This is a genomic window from Pectobacterium quasiaquaticum (genome assembly GCF_014946775.2).
GTDB classification, from domain to species: domain Bacteria; phylum Pseudomonadota; class Gammaproteobacteria; order Enterobacterales; family Enterobacteriaceae; genus Pectobacterium; species Pectobacterium aquaticum.
On the sequence record NZ_CP065177.1, the window covers coordinates 3,919,259 to 3,939,324 of the forward strand.

At 48.8% G+C, this 20,066-nt stretch carries 20 protein-coding genes, 1 tRNA gene and 3 rRNA genes; 6 read left to right on the forward strand and 18 right to left on the reverse strand.

From position 1 onward, the window contains the following. Positions 1-260: 260 nt before the first annotated feature. From metA to IG609_RS17875, 5 genes are all read right to left on the reverse strand, one after another. On the reverse strand, positions 261-1,190 hold the full coding sequence (gene metA, locus IG609_RS17855) for a homoserine O-acetyltransferase MetA (RefSeq protein ID WP_104213266.1): 930 nt from the start codon (positions 1,188-1,190) through the stop codon (positions 261-263). A gap of 405 nt (positions 1,191-1,595) precedes the next feature. Next, positions 1,596-1,711 (reverse strand): 5S ribosomal RNA (gene rrf, locus IG609_RS17860). Positions 1,712-1,840: 129 nt separating this feature from the next. Continuing rightward, positions 1,841-4,747: ribosomal RNA gene (locus IG609_RS17865) — 23S ribosomal RNA — on the reverse strand. A gap of 233 nt (positions 4,748-4,980) precedes the next feature. Further along, positions 4,981-5,056, reverse strand: a tRNA-Glu gene (locus IG609_RS17870). A 140-nt stretch (positions 5,057-5,196) separates the two neighbouring features. Then, a 16S ribosomal RNA gene (locus IG609_RS17875) occupies positions 5,197-6,738 on the reverse strand. Together the 16S, 23S and 5S rRNA genes with 1 tRNA gene alongside form the textbook arrangement of a ribosomal RNA operon. A 505-nt stretch (positions 6,739-7,243) precedes the next feature. Between IG609_RS17875 and IG609_RS17880 the strand changes: the two genes are divergently transcribed. After that, positions 7,244-7,792: a gamma carbonic anhydrase family protein gene (locus IG609_RS17880; RefSeq protein WP_193399535.1), complete on the forward strand. Its 549-nt coding sequence runs from the start codon at positions 7,244-7,246 to the stop codon at positions 7,790-7,792. Here the strand turns inward: IG609_RS17880 and IG609_RS17885 are convergent. Genes IG609_RS17885 through dprA form a run of 6 tightly spaced genes read right to left on the reverse strand, consistent with a single transcriptional unit; the run spans position 7,777 to position 11,584 of the window. Then, positions 7,777-8,034, reverse strand: a complete 258-nt coding sequence (locus IG609_RS17885; RefSeq protein ID WP_039466504.1) for a DUF1488 family protein — start codon at positions 8,032-8,034, stop codon at positions 7,777-7,779. The genes IG609_RS17880 and IG609_RS17885 overlap by 16 nt on opposite strands. After that, the gene (gene aroE / locus IG609_RS17890) at positions 8,031-8,858 is read right to left on the reverse strand and encodes a shikimate dehydrogenase (RefSeq protein WP_193399536.1); all 828 of its coding nucleotides are present in this window, start codon (positions 8,856-8,858) and stop codon (positions 8,031-8,033) included. Before aroE ends, IG609_RS17885 begins: the two co-directional genes overlap by 4 nt. A 19-nt stretch (positions 8,859-8,877) precedes the next feature. Beyond that, positions 8,878-9,447 carry an L-threonylcarbamoyladenylate synthase type 1 TsaC gene (gene tsaC / locus IG609_RS17895; protein ID WP_193399537.1) on the reverse strand — a complete coding sequence of 190 codons (570 nt, stop codon included), beginning with the start codon at positions 9,445-9,447 and terminating at the stop codon, positions 8,878-8,880. Continuing rightward, positions 9,440-9,997, reverse strand: a complete 558-nt coding sequence (locus IG609_RS17900) for a DNA topoisomerase family protein (RefSeq protein ID WP_193399538.1) — start codon at positions 9,995-9,997, stop codon at positions 9,440-9,442. The genes tsaC and IG609_RS17900 overlap by 8 nt, the downstream gene beginning before the upstream one ends. A 20-nt stretch (positions 9,998-10,017) precedes the next feature. After that, positions 10,018-10,491, reverse strand: a complete 474-nt coding sequence (locus IG609_RS17905) for a DUF494 family protein (protein WP_193399539.1) — start codon at positions 10,489-10,491, stop codon at positions 10,018-10,020. Beyond that, a complete protein-coding gene (dprA, locus tag IG609_RS17910; protein WP_193399540.1) occupies positions 10,463-11,584 on the reverse strand; it encodes a DNA-protecting protein DprA in 1,122 nt (373 codons plus the stop codon). The genes IG609_RS17905 and dprA overlap by 29 nt, the downstream gene beginning before the upstream one ends. 128 nt (positions 11,585-11,712) lie before the next feature. Here dprA and def point away from each other — a divergent pair, with 128 nt between their 5' ends. The 5 genes from def (at position 11,713) to mscL (ending at position 16,491) form a co-directional block, all read left to right on the forward strand. Next, positions 11,713-12,225, forward strand: coding sequence for a peptide deformylase (gene def / locus IG609_RS17915; RefSeq protein ID WP_193399541.1), 513 nt, complete (start codon positions 11,713-11,715; stop codon positions 12,223-12,225). Between the two features lie 23 nt (positions 12,226-12,248). Next, positions 12,249-13,196, forward strand: coding sequence for a methionyl-tRNA formyltransferase (gene fmt / locus IG609_RS17920; protein ID WP_193399542.1), 948 nt, complete (start codon positions 12,249-12,251; stop codon positions 13,194-13,196). Positions 13,197-13,263: 67 nt separating this feature from the next. Further along, complete coding sequence (gene rsmB, locus IG609_RS17925) at positions 13,264-14,553, forward strand: 16S rRNA (cytosine(967)-C(5))-methyltransferase RsmB (RefSeq protein ID WP_193399543.1); 1,290 nt, start codon at positions 13,264-13,266, stop codon at positions 14,551-14,553. Positions 14,554-14,609: 56 nt separating this feature from the next. After that, positions 14,610-15,986: a Trk system potassium transporter TrkA gene (gene trkA, locus IG609_RS17930; protein WP_193399545.1), complete on the forward strand. Its 1,377-nt coding sequence runs from the start codon at positions 14,610-14,612 to the stop codon at positions 15,984-15,986. Between the two features lie 91 nt (positions 15,987-16,077). Next, positions 16,078-16,491 carry a large-conductance mechanosensitive channel protein MscL gene (gene mscL, locus IG609_RS17935; protein ID WP_180785764.1) on the forward strand — a complete coding sequence of 138 codons (414 nt, stop codon included), beginning with the start codon at positions 16,078-16,080 and terminating at the stop codon, positions 16,489-16,491. 30 nt (positions 16,492-16,521) lie between these two features. On the opposite strand, the gene IG609_RS17940 is transcribed toward mscL, so the two are convergent. From IG609_RS17940 to rpmJ, 7 genes are all read right to left on the reverse strand, one after another. Further along, positions 16,522-16,734 (reverse strand): alternative ribosome-rescue factor A, encoded by a 213-nt coding sequence (locus IG609_RS17940; protein WP_193399544.1) that lies wholly within the window; start codon positions 16,732-16,734, stop codon positions 16,522-16,524. 207 nt (positions 16,735-16,941) lie between these two features. Next, positions 16,942-17,334, reverse strand: a complete 393-nt coding sequence (gene rplQ / locus IG609_RS17945) for a 50S ribosomal protein L17 (protein ID WP_005970246.1) — start codon at positions 17,332-17,334, stop codon at positions 16,942-16,944. A gap of 40 nt (positions 17,335-17,374) precedes the next feature. Next, positions 17,375-18,364, reverse strand: a complete 990-nt coding sequence (locus IG609_RS17950) for a DNA-directed RNA polymerase subunit alpha (RefSeq protein WP_102119298.1) — start codon at positions 18,362-18,364, stop codon at positions 17,375-17,377. Positions 18,365-18,389: 25 nt separating this feature from the next. Next, a complete protein-coding gene (gene rpsD, locus IG609_RS17955; RefSeq protein ID WP_010286047.1) occupies positions 18,390-19,010 on the reverse strand; it encodes a 30S ribosomal protein S4 in 621 nt (206 codons plus the stop codon). Positions 19,011-19,040: 30 nt separating this feature from the next. Beyond that, positions 19,041-19,430: a 30S ribosomal protein S11 gene (gene rpsK, locus IG609_RS17960; protein ID WP_002919257.1), complete on the reverse strand. Its 390-nt coding sequence runs from the start codon at positions 19,428-19,430 to the stop codon at positions 19,041-19,043. Positions 19,431-19,446: 16 nt separating this feature from the next. Continuing rightward, positions 19,447-19,803, reverse strand: coding sequence for a 30S ribosomal protein S13 (gene rpsM, locus IG609_RS17965; protein ID WP_010286058.1), 357 nt, complete (start codon positions 19,801-19,803; stop codon positions 19,447-19,449). A gap of 146 nt (positions 19,804-19,949) precedes the next feature. Beyond that, positions 19,950-20,066, reverse strand: a complete 117-nt coding sequence (gene rpmJ / locus IG609_RS17970; RefSeq protein ID WP_002227352.1) for a 50S ribosomal protein L36 — start codon at positions 20,064-20,066, stop codon at positions 19,950-19,952.

The window sequence follows — 20,066 nt, forward strand, 5'->3', positions numbered from 1 at the left end:
CTTCATTTATCAACAACCGCCAAATCGGCAAACCAGTATGTACATTTCTTAGCCGACAGAATTAAGCGTAATACAATAAAAAACAAAATCAAAAACAATTTCCATTTTAATAAAAAAGTAAAAATAACCTCATGATAAAAATGAAAATTAAAATCAAAAAGGAAGAGAAATAACTTTCACTAAGAAACAGAAATGAAAGAGTTCAGCACAAAAAAGAAAGGCACCTCAAAAGGTGCCTTAGCGAAAAGAAGGGGAATGGGTTAGTCCAACGTAGGGTTCATCCGGCGTAAATCGTAAGGCGTAATCTGGTAAACATAGTAATTCAGCCAGTTAACAAAAAGCAGATGACCATGGCTACGCCAGCTCGCTTTCGGTGCCAGTTCAGGGTTGTCATCGGGGAAATAATTCACCGGAACGGCCGGATCCAATCCAGCGTCGCAATCACGGAAAAATTCGCCCGCTAGCGTCGAGACATCATACTCTGGGTGTCCGGTAACAAATGCCAGACGCTTATCTTTGCTGGCAAACAGATAGGCTCCGGCCTGCTCTGACTCAACCAGAATCTCTAAATCCGTCTGCTGACGAATGACATCAGCAGGGAAATCTGCATAGCGTGAATGTGGTGCCAGGAACGTTTCATCAAAGCCACGAGTCAACAACGCATGAGGTTGCAACGTTTGATGTGAATAAACACCAGATAGCTTTTCCTTGCGCGTCATCTTGGGAATACCGTAGAGGATATTGAGAGCAGCCTGCACAGCCCAACACACGAATAATGTGGAGGTAACATGCTCTTTTGCCCACTCGATGACGCGTGCGATCTGTGGCCAATAAACAACATCGCAGAAATCGACCAATCCCAGCGGTGCGCCGGTCACAATCAGGCCATCAAAATTTTCGTTTTGGATGTCGTCGAAATCGCAGTAGAAGTTATTCAAATGCTCAGCCGGCGTATTCTTTGATTCACGACTATCGATACGCAGCAACTGGATATCGATCTGTAAGGGGGAATTGGATAACAGGCGCAGAAACTGGTTTTCAGTCTCGATCTTTTTAGGCATCAGGTTCAGAACCAACACTTTGAGGGGCCGAATTTCCTGCGTTTTAGCACGCGAGGACGTCATCACAAAGACATTCTCATTCCGCAGAAAATTGACGGCTGGTAACTCATCAGGAACCCGAATTGGCATAACCTTATATCCTCAAAGCATACGTTTAAACGTTTAGACATCCAGATGCCCGAAGATAACGAGTTTTCGTACTAATGTCGAGCGCTCAACGCATAAGGTGAAAATGTTTCACGAGACCAAGTATGCACTATCAGTACTACTTCTGCCGAATACGTTCAAGTGCGTCAGAATCACTCAGGATAAGAGTACATAAGCAAAAAGCCCCTGTCTTTCGACAGGGGCTTTCGCTTATTTGATGCCTGGCAGTTTATGGCGGGCGTCCTGCCCGCCACCCTCCGGGCCGTTGCTCCGCAACGTGCAAATCCGCTCCCGGCGGATTTGTCCTACTCCAGAGAGCCCTCACCGACAAACAACAGATAAAACAAAAGGCCCAGTCTTTCGACTGAGCCTTTTGTTTTATTTGATGCCTGGCAGTTCCCTACTCTCACATGGGGAAGCCCCACACTACCATCGGCGCTACGGCGTTTCACTTCTGAGTTCGGCATGGGGTCAGGTGGGACCACCGCGCTATCGCCGCCAGGCAAATTCTGTTTCATTCCAGCCGTTACTTTACATGACTTTCTCTTTGTCATCTCCGTAACCACCAGAACCAATCTCTGAACAAGCTGAATATCGTTCTCTATGAGTCTTTAAAACACCTTCGGTGTTGTAAGGTTAAGCCTCTCGGGTCATTAGTACTGGTTAGCTCAACGTATCGCTACGCTTACACACCCAGCCTATCTACGTCGTCGTCTTCAACGGCCCTTCAGGGGCATCTAGTGCCCAGGGAAGACTCATCTCGAGGCAAGTTTCCCGCTTAGATGCTTTCAGCGGTTATCTCTTCCGCACTTAGCTACCGGGCAATGCAATTGGCATCACAACCCGAACACCAGTGGTGCGTTCACTCCGGTCCTCTCGTACTAGGAGCAACCCCTCTCAATCTTCCAACGCCCACGGCAGATAGGGACCGAACTGTCTCACGACGTTCTAAACCCAGCTCGCGTACCACTTTAAATGGCGAACAGCCATACCCTTGGGACCTACTTCAGCCCCAGGATGTGATGAGCCGACATCGAGGTGCCAAACACCGCCGTCGATATGAACTCTTGGGCGGTATCAGCCTGTTATCCCCGGAGTACCTTTTATCCGTTGAGCGATGGCCCTTCCATTCAGAACCACCGGATCACTAAGACCTGCTTTCGCACCTGCTCGAGCTGTCACTCTCGCAGTCAAGCTAGCTTATGCCTTTGCACTAACCTCCTGATGTCCGACCAGGATTAGCTAACCTTCGTGCTCCTCCGTTACGCTTTGGGAGGAGACCGCCCCAGTCAAACTACCCACCAGACACTGTCCGCAACCCGGATTACGGGCCCACGTTAGAACATCAAACATTAAAGGGTGGTATTTCAAGGTCGGCTCCACGCAGACTGGCGTCCACGCTTCAAAGCCTCCCACCTATCCTACACATCAAGGCTCAAGGTTCAGTGTCAAGCTATAGTAAAGGTTCACGGGGTCTTTCCGTCTTGCCGCGGGTACACTGCATCTTCACAGCGAGTTCAATTTCACTGAGTCTCGGGTGGAGACAGCCTGGCCATCATTACGCCATTCGTGCAGGTCGGAACTTACCCGACAAGGAATTTCGCTACCTTAGGACCGTTATAGTTACGGCCGCCGTTTACCGGGGCTTCGATCAAGAGCTTCGCCTTGCGGCTGACCCCATCAATTAACCTTCCGGCACCGGGCAGGCGTCACACCGTATACGTCCACTTTCGTGTTTGCACAGTGCTGTGTTTTTATTAAACAGTTGCAGCCAGCTGGTATCTTCGACTGATTTCAGCTCCGTGAGCACGTCACTTCACTTACCATCAGCGTGCCTTCTCCCGAAGTTACGGCACCATTTTGCCTAGTTCCTTCACCCGAGTTCTCTCAAGCGCCTGAGTATTCTCTACCTGACCACCTGTGTCGGTTTGGGGTACGATTTGATGTTACCTGGAGCTTAGAGGCTTTTCCTGGAAGCGTAGCATCGGTTACTTCATCACCGTAGTGACTCGTCATCACGCCTCAGTGTTAATGACGACCCGGATTTACCAAGGTCATCCACCTTCACGCTTAAACCGGGACAACCGTCGCCCGGATAACCTAGCTTTCTCCGTCCCCCCTTCGCAGTAACACCGAGTACAGGAATATTAACCTGTTTCCCATCGACTACGCTTTTCAGCCTCGCCTTAGGGGTCGACTCACCCTGCCCCGATTAACGTTGGACAGGAACCCTTGGTCTTCCGGCGTGCGGGTTTTTCACCCGCATTATCGTTACTTATGTCAGCATTCGCACTTCTGATACCTCCAGCAGCCCTCACAGGCCACCTTCGACGGCTTACAGAACGCTCCCCTACCCAACAACACCTAAGTGTCGCTGCCGCAGCTTCGGTGCATGGTTTAGCCCCGTTACATCTTCCGCGCAGGCCGACTCGACCAGTGAGCTATTACGCTTTCTTTAAATGATGGCTGCTTCTAAGCCAACATCCTGGCTGTCTATGCCTTCCCACATCGTTTCCCACTTAACCATGACTTTGGGACCTTAGCTGGCGGTCTGGGTTGTTTCCCTCTTCACGACGAACGTTAGCACCCGCCGTGTGTCTCCCGTGATAACATTCTTCGGTATTCGGAGTTTGCATCGGGTTGGTAAGTCGGGATGACCCCCTAGCCGAAACAGTGCTCTACCCCCGAAGATGAGTTCACGAGGCGCTACCTAAATAGCTTTCGGGGAGAACCAGCTATCTCCCGGTTTGATTGGCCTTTCACCCCCAGCCACAAGTCATCCGCTAATTTTTCAACATTAGTCGGTTCGGTCCTCCAGTTAGTGTTACCCAACCTTCAACCTGCCCATGGCTAGATCACCGGGTTTCGGGTCTATACCCTGCAACTTAACGCCCAGTTAAGACTCGGTTTCCCTGCGGCTCCCCTATTCGGTTAACCTTGCTACAGAATATAAGTCGCTGACCCATTATACAAAAGGTACGCAGTCACCTAACGAGTAGGCTCCCACTGCTTGTACGTACACGGTTTCAGGTTCTATTTCACTCCCCTCGCCGGGGTTCTTTTCGCCTTTCCCTCACGGTACTGGTTCACTATCGGTCAGTCAGGAGTATTTAGCCTTGGAGGATGGTCCCCCCATATTCAGACAGGATGTCACGTGTCCCGCCCTACTCATCGAACTCACACCTTGTGCATTTTTGTGTACGGGACTATCACCCTTTACTGTGCGACTTTCCAGACGCTTCCACTAACACACAAACTGATTCAGGTTCTGGGCTCCTCCCCGTTCGCTCGCCGCTACTGGGGGAATCTCGGTTGATTTCTTTTCCTCGGGGTACTGAGATGTTTCAGTTCCCCCGGTTCGCCTCATTATGCTATGTATTCACATAATGATAGTGTGTCGAAACACACTGGGTTTCCCCATTCGGGTATCGTCGGGTATAACGCTTCATATCAGCTTACCGACGCTTATCGCAGATTAGCACGCCCTTCATCGCCTCTGACTGCCTAGGCATCCACCGTGTACGCTTAGTCGCTTAACCTCACAACCCGAAGATGTCTTTGATAAATCAAAGTCACTGTCGCGCTGCGATTATTTGAGAGACTCATTGACAGACTGACTCACCACGACACACCCGAAGGCTGTCATGCATGTTCAGCTGTCATGTTTCAATTTTCAGCTTGTTCCAGATTGTTAAAGAGCAATATCGTAAACATGACTCCGAAGAATCATCTTTAAGATATTCATGATAATGTCTTTCACTCATTATCGGATTGGCGTCCCCAAGGGGATTCGAACCCCTGTTACAGCCGTGAAAGGGCAGTGTCCTAGGCCTCTAGACGATGGGGACACGAAAAATCCGCACCAGGTCATAAACCTGGTACGCTCGCGTCAGCATGAGTTTACACTCATCGCATCAACAGGTGCGCTTGCTCAGTATTTTCATCAGACAATCTGTGTGAGCACTTCACTTAACGCACATCTTCTTGGTAAGGAGGTGATCCAACCGCAGGTTCCCCTACGGTTACCTTGTTACGACTTCACCCCAGTCATGAATCACAAAGTGGTAAGCGCCCTCCCGAAGGTTAAGCTACCTACTTCTTTTGCAACCCACTCCCATGGTGTGACGGGCGGTGTGTACAAGGCCCGGGAACGTATTCACCGTAGCATTCTGATCTACGATTACTAGCGATTCCGACTTCATGGAGTCGAGTTGCAGACTCCAATCCGGACTACGACGTACTTTATGAGGTCCGCTTGCTCTCGCGAGGTCGCTTCTCTTTGTATACGCCATTGTAGCACGTGTGTAGCCCTACTCGTAAGGGCCATGATGACTTGACGTCATCCCCACCTTCCTCCGGTTTATCACCGGCAGTCTCCTTTGAGTTCCCGACCGAATCGCTGGCAACAAAGGATAAGGGTTGCGCTCGTTGCGGGACTTAACCCAACATTTCACAACACGAGCTGACGACAGCCATGCAGCACCTGTCTCAGAGTTCCCGAAGGCACCAAAGCATCTCTGCTAAGTTCTCTGGATGTCAAGAGTAGGTAAGGTTCTTCGCGTTGCATCGAATTAAACCACATGCTCCACCGCTTGTGCGGGCCCCCGTCAATTCATTTGAGTTTTAACCTTGCGGCCGTACTCCCCAGGCGGTCGATTTAACGCGTTAGCTCCGGAAGCCACGCCTCAAGGGCACAACCTCCAAATCGACATCGTTTACAGCGTGGACTACCAGGGTATCTAATCCTGTTTGCTCCCCACGCTTTCGCACCTGAGCGTCAGTCTTTGTCCAGGGGGCCGCCTTCGCCACCGGTATTCCTCCAGATCTCTACGCATTTCACCGCTACACCTGGAATTCTACCCCCCTCTACAAGACTCTAGCCTGTCAGTTTTGAATGCAGTTCCCAGGTTAAGCCCGGGGATTTCACATCCAACTTAACAGACCGCCTGCGTGCGCTTTACGCCCAGTCATTCCGATTAACGCTTGCACCCTCCGTATTACCGCGGCTGCTGGCACGGAGTTAGCCGGTGCTTCTTCTGCGGGTAACGTCAATCGATAAGGTTATTAACCTCATCGCCTTCCTCCCCGCTGAAAGTGCTTTACAACCCGAAGGCCTTCTTCACACACGCGGCATGGCTGCATCAGGCTTGCGCCCATTGTGCAATATTCCCCACTGCTGCCTCCCGTAGGAGTCTGGACCGTGTCTCAGTTCCAGTGTGGCTGGTCATCCTCTCAGACCAGCTAGGGATCGTCGCCTAGGTGAGCCATTACCTCACCTACTAGCTAATCCCATCTGGGCACATCCGATGGCGAGAGGCCCTAAGGTCCCCCTCTTTGGTCCGAAGACGTTATGCGGTATTAGCTACCGTTTCCAGTAGTTATCCCCCTCCATCAGGCAGTTTCCCAGACATTACTCACCCGTCCGCCGCTCGTCACCCAGAGAGCAAGCTCTCCTGTGCTACCGCTCGACTTGCATGTGTTAGGCCTGCCGCCAGCGTTCAATCTGAGCCATGATCAAACTCTTCAATTTAAGATTTGTTTGATTTGCTGAACTCGTCAGCGATGCTCAAAGAATTAGTAACTGTTTATTCGTAATGAATTTACTGTTGTTCACTCTTCAAGACTTTTTTATATCGTTAAGATACGGTCTTGTGAGTGCCCACACAGATTGTCTGATTATATTGTTAAAGAGCAGTGCGTTGCGGCCTTAACCACTTCGCGAGGTGGCGTATATTACGCTTCTCACCTTCAGAGTCAATGCTTATTTTAAAGCGTTTTCTCTTTCTTTATCGACCCAGTTGTGTGTTCACAGCGCCGTGTCGATGGAGGCGCATTATAGGGATCCGTTTTCGTTACACAACAACTTTATTGATCTTTTTTTCTGTTCGCGTGTTTTTCGACCCTTTCGATGAGATCTTACTCGATCCACACCACTTTTCAGTTGCCGACATCCCATATCTGTCGATATTTTGTCTAAAACGAATCATCAGTATGTGGCAAATAACTACATATGCTAAATAACTACGAGGTTATCGATGAGTACAAAAACATTCCGTCGTTATAACGGTATTTCTCCCGTTTTAGGCGAAAGAGTCATGGTCGATCATTCCAGCGTGGTGATTGGCAAGGTAACACTAGGCGATGATGTCAGCATCTGGCCCCTTGTCGCCATACGCGGTGACGTTAACTACATTACTGTTGGTGCAAGGAGTAATGTTCAGGACGGTTCTGTACTTCATGTCACCCATTGCTCAGAGAAAAAACCAGAAGGTAATCCGCTTATTATTGGTGAAGACGTCACGGTAGGCCATAAAGCGATGCTGCACGGTTGCCAAATAGGAAATCGGGTTCTGGTCGGGATGGGATCAATACTTCTGGATGGAGCAATTGTTGAAGATGATGTCATGATTGGCGCTGGTAGCTTAGTCCCCCCAGGAAAACGGCTAGAGAAGGGACATCTATACCTCGGCAGCCCAATCAAAAAAATTCGGCCACTCACACAAGAAGAAATAGAAGGGTTGATTTACTCGGCAAACAACTATGTTCGCTGGAAAGATGAATACCTTGCTCAGGACAACGAGTAACAACCTTCATCATCCCATTCTTCCACAACGATCATTTGTTCCAGTTCATCTTCAAGATCCCATCGATATTCCCTGAACAGTGCCAGCCACCGTTCAGGGCTATCACCGCCATAACGTTGCTGGAGCAGCTCAGCACTCACTAAACACTCCTGCTGAAAACCATTCACTAAAACGGGAAAGCGGATTGCCATTACCTTATCATCCCAGCTTTCACGATCGGGAAACTGGATCGCCTGATTCATTTAGCAACATCCTGCTTTAGTAAAGCAATCACGGGTTCCACATCCGGCATGACACCATGCCAAAGTTTAAACGCATGTGCCGCTTGCCCCACCAGCATTCCCAAACCATCTGCATAATGGAAGGCACCATGCTGTACGCACCATGACAAAAATGGTGTCAGCTGCGGCAGGTAAAACATGTCATAACAGCACGTTTCCGGCGAAATGAGTTCTGTCGGTAAGTTAGGAACGCTGTCGTACATACCAGAAGATGTGGCGTTGATGATCAGATCGAACGATTGACCTTGTAAATCATCGAGAGCAACAGCGTTAATATCACCAATATCACGGAAGATCTTAGCTAAGGCATCGGCCTTGGAAAAGGTCCTATTCGTCAGCACAACTGTACAGCCGTAAGCCAGCAGGGGTTGGATAACACCCCGCGCTGCGCCACCCGCACCAACCAGCAAAACACGATCCAACGGCTTCACCAGCGCCAATCGTTGCAGATCGCTGAGCAAACCGATGCCATCGGTATTATCACCAAACAGGCGGCCGTCACTCAATCTCTTCAATGTATTGACCGCACCCGCAAGCGCGGCACACTCGCTACACTCATCGGCTTCAGCAAAGGCACGCTCTTTAAAGGGCGCTGTCACATTCGCCCCACCAGCACCATCACGAAAATACTGGCGCAGCATCTGCTCAAAATTATCCAGAGGCGCCAACACGCGCTGGTACGTCAACGTTATCCCCGTCTGTGCAGCAAATAGCTCATGTATGCGAGGTGATTTACTATGCGCAATCGGGTTGCCAAAAACCGCAAAAGACGTTACTTCAGACACGTTCCTCTCCAACTTGTCGTTACCCCTGACGAATAAGCTCGCCTGTTAATACATCCCTGATTTCTGATGGGTTCATTCTTCCGCCGACATCCCCAACCAGCATAGGAAAATCATCACCAAACTGTAGAGACACTTCCTGAGCCGTGCGGCAAGGCGGTTGACCACTTAAATTGGCACTGGTCGATACCAACGGTTTACCGTAGCGCAGGCACAGTTCTTTGACTAACGGATGATCGCTAACACGCACCGCAAGCGAAGAAAATTGGCCCGTTAACCACTGCGGAGTCGTGCGTTTTGCTGGCAATACCCAAGTAACCGGACCTGGCCATGTGGAAAACATCACGGCTTTCTGCTCATCGGATAACGCACTGTCATCAATATAAGGAGCCAGTTGGCTAAAATCTGCCGCAATCAGGATCAACCCTTTTTGCCAAGGGCGTTGTTTTAACGCCAGCAGGCGATTAACCGCCACTTCACTATCAGGATCGCATCCCAACCCAAATACCGCTTCAGTCGGGTACGCAATAACCTGCTCGTTATGTAACTTCCGCAAAACGGGAATCATTCGTTCATCAGACACATCACTCATTCTTATCAACTTCTACCGCTATCGGTTTTCCACATAATTTACTGGCACAAAATAGCTTGATACCTTGTGCCGTTTTTTTCTCAAATAATAAAGCGTAATGGCAATAAGGGCATTCACCCGCTATCGGCTTATAGTTTAACGTAAAGTGGCAATCGGGATAGCGATCGCAAGAATGAAACACCTTGCCGTAGCGAGATTTACGCTGTAACAGCGTGCCTTCATTACACTGTGGACATCGAATCGCCGTATCATCAGGGCGATCGATAGTCTCGGTATGATGGCATTCAGGGTAATTGCCACAGCCGATAAACATCCCATAACGACCTTGCCGTAAGACCAAGATCGACTGACAAAGCGGACATTGCTGCCCATCTAACACTTTGACGATATGTCCATCAGCCTGTGCTTTCAGCGGGCGAATGAACTCACATTCTGGATATGCAGAACAGCCAAGAAATGGGCCGTGCCGACCAGAACGGATAACCAGCACTGACCCACAGTCTGGACACATTTCCTGTTTTTTTTCAGCAAACAGTGCAGACTTAGCCATTCGAACTATTATTCCTCTGGCTATTGCACATAACCGTCATTGACCTCAAAGAGTAATTCTTCCATTTGCTGATAAGCATTCTCACAACCAGGTACATTGAAAAGCACCATGAGAATGACCCACTTCAGATCTTCCAGATAAAATTCCTGCGTTTCCAACGCCATGATGCGTTCAATAATCATTTCCCGCGTTTCAAGGTTCAGAACCTGAATTTGCTCAAGGAACAATAAAAAGCCACGACATTCTGCATCAAGACGCAGCGCCTCATCCTGCGTATAGATCCGCATAGCCAGAGGATCGTTCGCTAAATAAAGCGGCGCGGTCTGCCCTTCCTGAATATCGGCCAGTTTTTCCAGCCAACTCAACGCGCTATAGATATCGTTACGATGGAATCCAGCGCGAGTGAGGTCATCAGTTAACGTATCCTGATCGACACCCATTTCAGTTTCATTGTGGATGTAGCTCTCAAACAAGTACATGAGTACGTCGAACATGGCTTGCCCTCCTTAATCGGACATAGCCGCCGGGTACTGCTGCGATCCATCCTGCTAACTCCAGCTCCAATAGCTTAGTGACTATCTCTGGCACAGGTTGGCCGGCACGTTCAGCGACAACGTCAACAGGTGTAACCTCATCTCCTACGTTAGCCAACACGTCGGCAAATGGCAATTCGCCATCCTCTTCTTCGTTAGAAATAGTTTGCCCGCTTTGCATCGGCAACCACTGCAATTCACTCACCAACTGTTCAAGAATATCTTTCGGATGTGTAACTAGGCTTGCCCCTTGCTGGATTAACCAGTGTGTCCCCTCAGTCATCGGGTTACCAAGCGGCCCTGGCAAAGCAAAAACTTCCCGTCCTTGCTCCAAAGCATAACGCGCAGTGACTAACGACCCACTGCGGATAGACGCTTCAATGACCAGAACCCCCAGCCCTAGCCCACTGATAATACGGTTTCTTCTGGGAAAGTTGGTTGGGAAAGGCGGCATCGCGAGAGGAAATTCGGAAACCAGCGCGCCACCACCGCCACAAATACGTTCGGCAAGCTTAGCGTGCCGCTTGGGATAAATATTCTCCAGTCCGCTTCCCAGCACGGCAATGGTTCTGCCTCCGGCATCCAAAGCGGCCCGATGGGCAATACCATCAATGCCAATCGCTAGCCCACTTGTCACTGTGAGTTCATTCGCAGCAAGCTCCTGGGCGAAAAAGTATCCCCAACGCTCACCGTAAGCACTGCTCCCTCGGCTACCAATAATTGATATTTGTGGTGATGCCAGCAACTGAGGAGAACCAGAGACAAAAAGCAACAACGGAAAATCACGAATATTGCTCAACAGAAAGGGATACAGGGCATCTTCGCATGTCACGATGTGATTATTGGGATGAGACAACCAGTTGAGAGTTTCTTCTATAATCTTAAGATCATAGGAACAGAATTGGGCAATTTGAGCATCAGAAAGACCTAACGCACTCAAAGTCTCATTATCGAACGTATTTAAATCAATAAGCTTTCTGACAATCGCCTGAGCACGCCTGGCCCCTAGGTGCCGTACGCCCGTCATACGTAGCCAGATTTCCGTTGATAGCATCGGCGCCCCTTACTCAGCTCTGTTCAGATAAGTGCTGCAATTCAGTGCTGATGCTGTCAATCGGGGCAGGAAATGTCTAGAATGAGCGTTAAGACTCTCTCACTATTCAGATACAGATCTAAACATATATGTCAGTTTTGCAGGTATTACATTTTCCAGACGATCGGCTCCGCATCACTGCGCAGCCCGTAAAAGAAGTCAATGCAGATATTCAACGTATCGTGGATGATATGTTCGATACCATGTACGAAGAAGAAGGTATTGGCCTGGCAGCGACACAAGTCGATATTCATCAACGTATTATTGTTATTGACGTCTCTGAAGAACGAGACCAACGACTGGTGCTGATCAATCCCGAGCTGATTGAAAAGAGCGGCGATACTGGCATCGAAGAGGGTTGTCTGTCGATCCCTGAAACGCGTGCGCTGGTTCCTCGTGCAGAGCATGTGAAAGTGCGCGCATTGGATCGTGAAGGTAAGGCGTTCGAACTTGAAGCAAGCGAGCTACTCGCCATTTGTATTCAGCACGAAATGGACCATCTGGTTGGGAAACTGTTTATCGATTACCTTTCCCCGCTTAAACGCCAGCGCATTCGTCAAAAACTGGAAAAACTGGCTAAGCAGAATAGTCGAGCCCGATAATTTTCATCCTGACAGGAAGCACCGTGTCTGATTCTTTACGCATCATCTTTGCCGGAACCCCTGACTTTGCCGCGCGTCACCTCGACGCGCTTTTATCATCGGGCCATGAAGTCGTTGGCGTTTTCACCCAGCCCGATCGTCCAGCAGGCAGGGGCAACAAGCTCACTCCCAGTCCAGTAAAAGTACTGGCAGAGCAGTATAGCCTCCCCGTTTTCCAGCCTAAATCTCTGCGGACGGAAGAAAATCAAGCGATGGTTCAGGCGTTAAATGCCGATGTTATGGTCGTTGTCGCCTACGGCTTAATTCTGCCGCAGCCCGTATTATCCATGCCTCGTCTTGGCTGCATTAATGTCCACGGTTCTCTGTTACCTCTTTGGCGTGGTGCAGCACCCATTCAGCGGGCATTGTGGGCTGGAGATAGTGAAACCGGCGTGACGATCATGCAGATGGACGTTGGACTCGATACTGGTGCAATGCTGCACAAAATGTCGTGCCCCATCCTGCCACAGGATACCAGCGCAACCTTGTACGATAAACTTGCGGAGCTGGGCCCACGTGGCTTATTGGAAACGCTGGAACAGCTTTCTCATGGCAGCACTGTTTCTGAAGCACAAAATGATGCCCTTGCAACCTATGCAGAAAAGCTCAGCAAAGAAGAAGCTCGTCTAAACTGGCAGTTATCTGCTGAGCAGCTTGAGCGCTGTATTCGTGCTTTTAATCCTTGGCCAGTCAGCTATTTCATCGTCGATGAACAGCCAGTGAAAGTCTGGAAAGCTGAGGTCATCGCCAAAGCACATGCTTCACAGCCTGGCACAATTATACAGGCAGACAAGCAGGGCATTCAGGTAGCAACAGCAGATGGCATCTTGAATATTCAGGAATTGCAGCCCTCAGGCAAAAAAGTCATGGGTGCGCAGGATCTGCTTAACTCACGTCGTGAGTGGTTTGTTCCCGGTAATACACTGGACTAGTCTATTTTTCATACCGGCGCCATGCCGGTATATCCTCTCTCTTTTACGTATACGTCATCGCTAACACATGAAAAGCTCATACAATCTACGCAGTATTGCCGCAAAAGTGGTGGGGCAGGTTCTGGATCAGGGACAATCTCTCAGTACCTTATTACCTGTTCATCAGCGTGAAGTCTCCGATAAAGATCGCGCACTTTTGCAAGAGCTTTGCTTCGGCGTATTACGCGTTTTACCGCAGTTGGAATGGTGTATTCAACAACTGATGGCCAAACCCCTAACGGGCAAACAACGCACATTGCATTACCTCATTATGGTCGGCATCTACCAACTGCAATATACGCGAATCCCGCCACATGCAGCACTGGCTGAAACAGTAGAAGGTGCTGTGGCGTTAAAAAAACCGCAACTCAAGGGGCTGATTAATGGCGTATTACGCCAATTCCAGCGTCAGCAGGAAGAACTGATTCAACGTGAGGCGACGCACTCATCTCACTACCTGCACCCAAGCTGGCTACTGGCGCGCATTGAACGTGCCTATCCAAATCACTGGCAAAATATCGTTGAGGCGAATAATCAACGTCCTCCGATGTGGCTACGAGTGAATCGGTTACACCATACACGCGAAGCATATTTAGACTTGTTAGTACAAGAGGGAATCGAGGCATTTCCTCATGTTGAATACAGCGATGCAATACGACTTGCCTCTCCCTGTGCGGTCGATCAATTGCCAGGATTTTCGCAAGGGTGGGCAACGGTACAAGATGCATCTGCTCAAGACTGCGTCTATTGGCTCGATCCACAAGATGGTGAACAGATCCTCGATCTCTGCGCTGCACCCGGAGGAAAAACAACACACATTTTAGAAGCGGCACCAAAGTCTCATGTACTCGCTGTCGATGTAGATGAAACCCGTTTAGGCCGGGTAAAAGAAAATTTACTGCGGCTACAAATGCATGCCGACGTAAAACAAGGTGATGGACGTTACCCCGATTCATGGTGTGAAGGACGTGTATTTGATCGCATTCTGTTAGATGCCCCTTGCTCGGCCACTGGTGTGATTCGCCGTCATCCTGATATTAAGTGGTTGCGCCGAGACAGAGACATCGATGAGCTAGTGGCATTGCAAAAAGAAATTCTTGATGCCATCTGGCCACATCTCAAAATAGGCGGCACGATGGTCTATGCTACCTGCTCTATTCTGCCGCAAGAAAATACCCAACAAGTTGCTGATTTCCTGACTCGCCACACCGATGCAACGCTTGTCGATACAGGAACAAGAGAAATGCCGGGTATACAGATGCTTCCCAATGCAGATGGTGGTGATGGTTTCTTTTATGCGAAGCTGGTAAAAAATTAATATTGAACCCAGTATTGTCTGCAACAAACAGCAATTAATAAATGGCATGGCTTATTATGAAAATTATCATTCTTGGCGCAGGTCAGGTCGGCGGAACACTGGCAGAAAACCTTGCAGGCGAAAACAATGACATCACTGTTGTTGATACTGATGCAAATCGGTTACGCCAGCTTCAAGATAAATTTGATCTACGTGTCGTTACAGGCTATGCCTCTCACCCACGAGTGCTGCGTGAAGCAGGAGCGGAAGATGCCGATATGCTGGTTGCTGTTACCAATTCAGATGAAACGAATATGGTAGCCTGCCAGATCGCGTACTCGCTTTTCAAAACACCAAACCGGATTGCGCGCATTCGTGCAACTGAATACATACGTGAATCAGAACAGCTGTTTTTACCAGAAGCGGTTCCCATCGATCACTTAATTTCTCCAGAGCAGTTAGTGATCGATAACATTTACAAACTGATCGAATATCCTGGAGCACTTCAGGTCGTCAACTTCGCTGAAGGTAAAGTGAGTCTTGCGGCAGTTAATGCCTACTATGGCGGCCCACTGGTGGGTAATGCCCTCACTTCCCTCCGTGAACACATTCCTCACGTAGATACCCGCGTTGCGGCTATTTTTCGTCACGATCGCCCAATTCGCCCACAGGGTTCCACCATTATCGAAGCTGGAGATGAAGTGTTTTTTGTCGCCGCTTCACAGCATATTCGTGCGGTGATGAGTGAGCTGCAGCGCCTTGAAAAACCATATAAAAGGATAATGATCGTTGGTGGCGGTAACGTCGGTGCAGGATTAGCGCAGCGGTTAGAAAAAGACTACAGCATTAAGTTGATAGAACGAAATGCAGACCGAGCTGTGGAACTGGCTGAGCTTCTGCAAAATACGGTCGTATTCCATGGCGATGCTTCAGATCAAGAACTCCTCGCCGAAGAGCATATCGAGCAGATCGATGTATTCATCGCCATTACCAACGATGACGAAGCGAACATTATGTCAGCTATGCTGGCTAAACGCATGGGCGCGAAAAAAGTCATGGTACTGATCCAACGTCGGGCTTATGTCGATCTGGTTCAGGGTAGCGTTATCGATGTCGCAATATCCCCACAGCAGGCAACAATTTCTGCGCTACTCAGCCACGTCCGCAAGGCGGATATTGTTAGCGTATCCTCTTTACGTCGTGGTGTCGCCGAAGCAATCGAGGCCATCGCCCATGGAGATGAGGGCACATCGAAAGTTGTCGGCAGAATGATCGAAGATATTAAGCTTCCACCCGGTACAACCATCGGTGCTATCGTTCGCGGTGATGACGTCATCATTGCCAACGCAAATAGCAAAATTGAACAAGGTGATCATGTCATCATGTTCTTGGCCGACAAGAAATTTGTGCCTGATGTTGAACGTCTATTTCAACCAAGTCCCTTCTTTTTATAACGTGGGAACAGATTTATTGCCCATCGATAATCTGGCAAAGATACGGCTAGTGGTTAGAATTAATTTATAAATTTTGGCAAGGAGAACAGATATGAGCATCATCAAAGAATTCAGAGAGTTTGCCATGCGTGGCAACGTTGTCGATTTGGCGGTGGGTGTCATTATTGGTGCAGCTTTTGGCAAAATCGTCTCTTCTCTGGTATCAGATATTATTATGCCGCCACTTGGGCTTTTGATTGGTGGTGTCGATTTTAAACAATTCAGCCTTATTCTCCGTGATGCACAAGGCGAAATTCCTGCCGTTGTCATGAATTATGGCGCTTTCATCCAGAATATTTTCGACTTTATCATCGTCGCTTTTGCGATTTTTATAGCTATCAAGCTTATGAATAAAATGCGCCGTAAACAGGAAGATACTCCTGCCGCCCTACCAAAACCGAGTGCAGAAGAGAAGCTACTAGCTGAAATTCGCGACTTACTAAAAGAACAACAAACTAGACAGTAAGAATTAAGTTTCTACTTAGACTCAGTATCGTTACACAGAAAGTAGAAAGGCCAGTGGTAAATAATCATTTGATTGCTTACCACTGGCCTCCCAATTACCTTTCTTCATGTGCTTCTCTTTCCTACGATAACTTCCTTTCCCTTTTTCATTCACTTCAATTCGTTGACGAAACAGTGGGTCATGTAGCAATGCCTCAATGGCGTTATCCTGTATTTTCCCGCGTTTATGACGGTATGTGGTCATCATTACTCCTAAGGAACTCGGGTTAGTATGTGCATCAATAAAACGTGCAGAGTATATAGTCGAAATGGGTAGATGAGAACAGGTGGAGTGTATTTTTCAGTTCACTCAGACACAGATAGTTGCTTACCATGTATATTTATGCAAAAGCATGACTTATTTCAGATATAAAAAAACCGGGTTTCCCCGGCTTTTTTACGCTCTTACAGATTACTCTGCAGTAGCCACTTCTTCTGTCTGAGAAACTGAGCGATCAACGAGCTCGATGTATGCCATCGGCGCATTGTCACCAGCACGGAAACCACACTTCAGAATACGAGTGTAACCACCGGCACGGCTCGCGAAACGCGGGCCCAGTTCATTAAACAGTTTTGCCACGATCTCGTTATCACGAGTACGGGCGAATGCCAGACGACGATTAGCAACGCTGTCGGTCTTGGCAAGAGTAATCAGCGGTTCAACAACGCGACGCAGCTCTTTCGCTTTCGGCAGGGTCGTCTTGATGATTTCATGACGAACCAAAGAACTAGCCATGTTACGGAACATAGCCTGGCGATGGCTGCTGTTACGGTTCAGTTGACGACCACTCTTACGATGGCGCATGACCTTATCCTTCTCAGTAAAACCTTAACCTGTGATCTGGTTACTCATCAGCAATGCTTGCCGGTGGCCAGTTTTCCAAGCGCATGCCCAGAGACAAACCACGGGAAGCCAGTACATCTTTAATCTCAGTAAGAGATTTTTTACCCAGGTTCGGCGTTTTAAGCAGCTCAACCTCGGTACGCTGTACCAGATCACCGATGTAGTGGATAGCTTCTGCCTTAAGGCAGTTAGCAGAGCGGACAGTCAATTCCAGATCGTCAACAGGGCGCAGCAAAATCGGATCGAATTCTGGTTTCTCTTCTTTCACTTCTGGCTGACGAACATCACGTAAGTCAACAAAAGCTTCAAGTTGTTCAGCCAGAATGGTAGCCGCACGGCGGATCGCCTCTTCAGGATCGATCGTGCCATTGGTTTCCATTTCGATGACTAGCTTGTCCAGATCAGTACGCTGTTCAACACGAGCTGCTTCAACATTGTAGGCAATACGTTCTACAGGGCTGTAGCAAGCATCAACTAACAGACGACCGATCGGGCGCTCATCTTCTTCCGTATGAATACGGGCAGATGCCGGCACATAACCACGACCACGTTGAACTTTGATACGCATGCTAATAGATGCGTTTTCATCAGTCAGGTTGCAAATTAAGTGCTGCGGCTTGACGATTTCGACATCACCATCATGGATAATGTCGGCTGCAGTCACAGGGCCAATGCCAGATTTATTCAGGGTAAGAATAACTTCATCTTTGCCTTGAACTCTCACCGCCAGCCCTTTCAGGTTGAGCAGGATTTCCAGGATATCTTCCTGTACGCCTTCTTTGGTGCTGTACTCATGCAGTACACCATCAATCTCAACCTCGGTCACCGCGCAACCTGGCATGGATGAAAGCAGAATACGGCGCAGTGCGTTGCCAAGAGTATGGCCGAAGCCCCGCTCTAATGGCTCAAGGGTCACCTTGGCGTGCGTCGAACTCACTTGCTCGATATCAACCAGGCGCGGTTTTAGAAACTCTGTCACAGAACCCTGCATTGTGTCCTCTCTTTGGTACTAAGCTTTACTTGGAGTAAAGCTCGACGATCAGGTGTTCATTAATGTCCGCAGACAGATCGGTACGTTCAGGAATACGTTTGAACACACCTTCCATCTTGGCAGCATCAACTTCCAGCCAAGTTGGCTTTTCACGCTGTTCAGCCAGCTCCAGAGCGGCTTTCACGCGAGATTGCTTTTTCGCTTTCTCACGGATGCTGACTACGTCATTCGGGGATACCTGATAAGAAGCGATGCTAACAACGCGACCATTTACCATAATAGCTTTGTGGCTTACCATCTGACGTGCTTCAGCACGAGTGGCACCAAAACCCATACGATAAACAACGTTATCCAGACGACCTTCCAGCAGTTGCAGCAGGTTTGCACCTGTGTTGCCTTTAAGACGTGCAGCTTCTTTATAATAGTTACGGAACTGACGCTCCAGAACACCGTAGATACGGCGAACTTTTTGCTTTTCACGCAACTGTACACCATAGTCAGACAGACGCGGTTTACGCGCACCGTGCTGGCCAGGAGCTTGTTCAATTTTACACTTGGAATCGATCGCACGAACACCAGACTTCAGAAACAGGTCGGTGCCTTCACGACGGCTCAGCTTGAGCTTAGGACCCAAATATCTTGCCATTTTCTTTCTCCAACAATCCTAAAAGCGGCGTTATACGCGGCGCTTTTTCGGCGGACGACAACCGTTATGAGGGATCGGAGTCACATCAGTAATATTAGTGATGCGGAAACCAGCCGCGTTCAACGCGCGGATAGTAGACTCACGGCCCGGACCAGGTCCTTTAACCATAACTTCCAGGTTCTTAATACCGTACTCTTTCACGGCCTCTGCGCAACGTTCTGCAGCTACCTGAGCAGCGAACGGCGTAGATTTACGAGAACCACGGAAGCCGGAACCACCGGCAGTTGCCCAACCCAGCGCATTACCCTGACGATCAGTAATGGTTACGATGGTGTTGTTGAAAGAAGCATGGATATGAGCCACACCGTCAGAGACTTGCTTTCTGACACGCTTACGTGCACGAATAGGTGCCTTTGCCATTATTCAATCACCCCGATTATTTCTTGATCGGTTTGCGCGGACCCTTACGGGTACGGGCGTTAGTCTTGGTACGCTGACCGCGAACCGGCAGACCACGACGATGACGCAAACCACGATAAGTACCAAGGTCCATAAGACGCTTGATGCTCAGGGTAACTTCACGACGCAGATCACCTTCTACAACAAACTTGGCAACTTCGTCACGCAGCTTATCGATTTGCTCTTCAGACAGCTCACTGATCTTAACATCTTCGGCAATCCCTGTTGCAGCACAAATAGCCTGCGACCGGGTTTTACCGATACCGAAAATCGACGTTAACGCAATAACGGTATGTTTATGATCAGGAATGTTAATGCCTGCTATACGGGCCACTATGCACTCCTACAATTTTATACAGCAACACCATTCTGAAAAGCCCGTTTTCAGGATACTCAAATAATGTTGCAGCTACATACAAAAGATTGGCTGGCTAATCTAGCCAGCTCAATCCAACTTTGCAAGAAAAATATGCGAGATAATCAGCCTTGACGCTGTTTATGCTTCGGCTCGGCACTGCAGATCACACGAACGACACCGTTACGCTTAACAATCTTACAGTTACGACATAATTTCTTGACGGAAGCACGAACTTTCAT

Bases quoted from the DNA above. Each gene is read 5' to 3' on its own strand.
- metA (WP_104213266.1), bottom strand. From the start codon at position 1,190: ATGCCAATTCGGGTTCCTGATGAGTTACCAGCCGTCAATTTTCTGCGG.
- IG609_RS17880 (WP_193399535.1), top strand. From the start codon at position 7,244: ATGAGTACAAAAACATTCCGTCGTTATAACGGTATTTCTCCCGTTTTA.
- IG609_RS17885 (WP_039466504.1), bottom strand. From the start codon at position 8,034: ATGAATCAGGCGATCCAGTTTCCCGATCGTGAAAGCTGGGATGATAAG.
- tsaC (WP_193399537.1), bottom strand. From the start codon at position 9,447: ATGAGTGATGTGTCTGATGAACGAATGATTCCCGTTTTGCGGAAGTTA.
- IG609_RS17900 (WP_193399538.1), bottom strand. From the start codon at position 9,997: ATGGCTAAGTCTGCACTGTTTGCTGAAAAAAAACAGGAAATGTGTCCA.
- IG609_RS17905 (WP_193399539.1), bottom strand. From the start codon at position 10,491: ATGTTCGACGTACTCATGTACTTGTTTGAGAGCTACATCCACAATGAA.
- dprA (WP_193399540.1), bottom strand. From the start codon at position 11,584: ATGCTATCAACGGAAATCTGGCTACGTATGACGGGCGTACGGCACCTA.
- def (WP_193399541.1), top strand. From the start codon at position 11,713: ATGTCAGTTTTGCAGGTATTACATTTTCCAGACGATCGGCTCCGCATC.
- rsmB (WP_193399543.1), top strand. From the start codon at position 13,264: ATGAAAAGCTCATACAATCTACGCAGTATTGCCGCAAAAGTGGTGGGG.
- trkA (WP_193399545.1), top strand. From the start codon at position 14,610: ATGAAAATTATCATTCTTGGCGCAGGTCAGGTCGGCGGAACACTGGCA.
- mscL (WP_180785764.1), top strand. From the start codon at position 16,078: ATGAGCATCATCAAAGAATTCAGAGAGTTTGCCATGCGTGGCAACGTT.
- IG609_RS17940 (WP_193399544.1), bottom strand. From the start codon at position 16,734: ATGACCACATACCGTCATAAACGCGGGAAAATACAGGATAACGCCATT.
- rplQ (WP_005970246.1), bottom strand. From the start codon at position 17,334: ATGCGCCATCGTAAGAGTGGTCGTCAACTGAACCGTAACAGCAGCCAT.
- IG609_RS17950 (WP_102119298.1), bottom strand. From the start codon at position 18,364: ATGCAGGGTTCTGTGACAGAGTTTCTAAAACCGCGCCTGGTTGATATC.
- rpsD (WP_010286047.1), bottom strand. From the start codon at position 19,010: ATGGCAAGATATTTGGGTCCTAAGCTCAAGCTGAGCCGTCGTGAAGGC.
- rpsK (WP_002919257.1), bottom strand. From the start codon at position 19,430: ATGGCAAAGGCACCTATTCGTGCACGTAAGCGTGTCAGAAAGCAAGTC.
- rpmJ (WP_002227352.1), bottom strand. From the start codon at position 20,066: ATGAAAGTTCGTGCTTCCGTCAAGAAATTATGTCGTAACTGTAAGATT.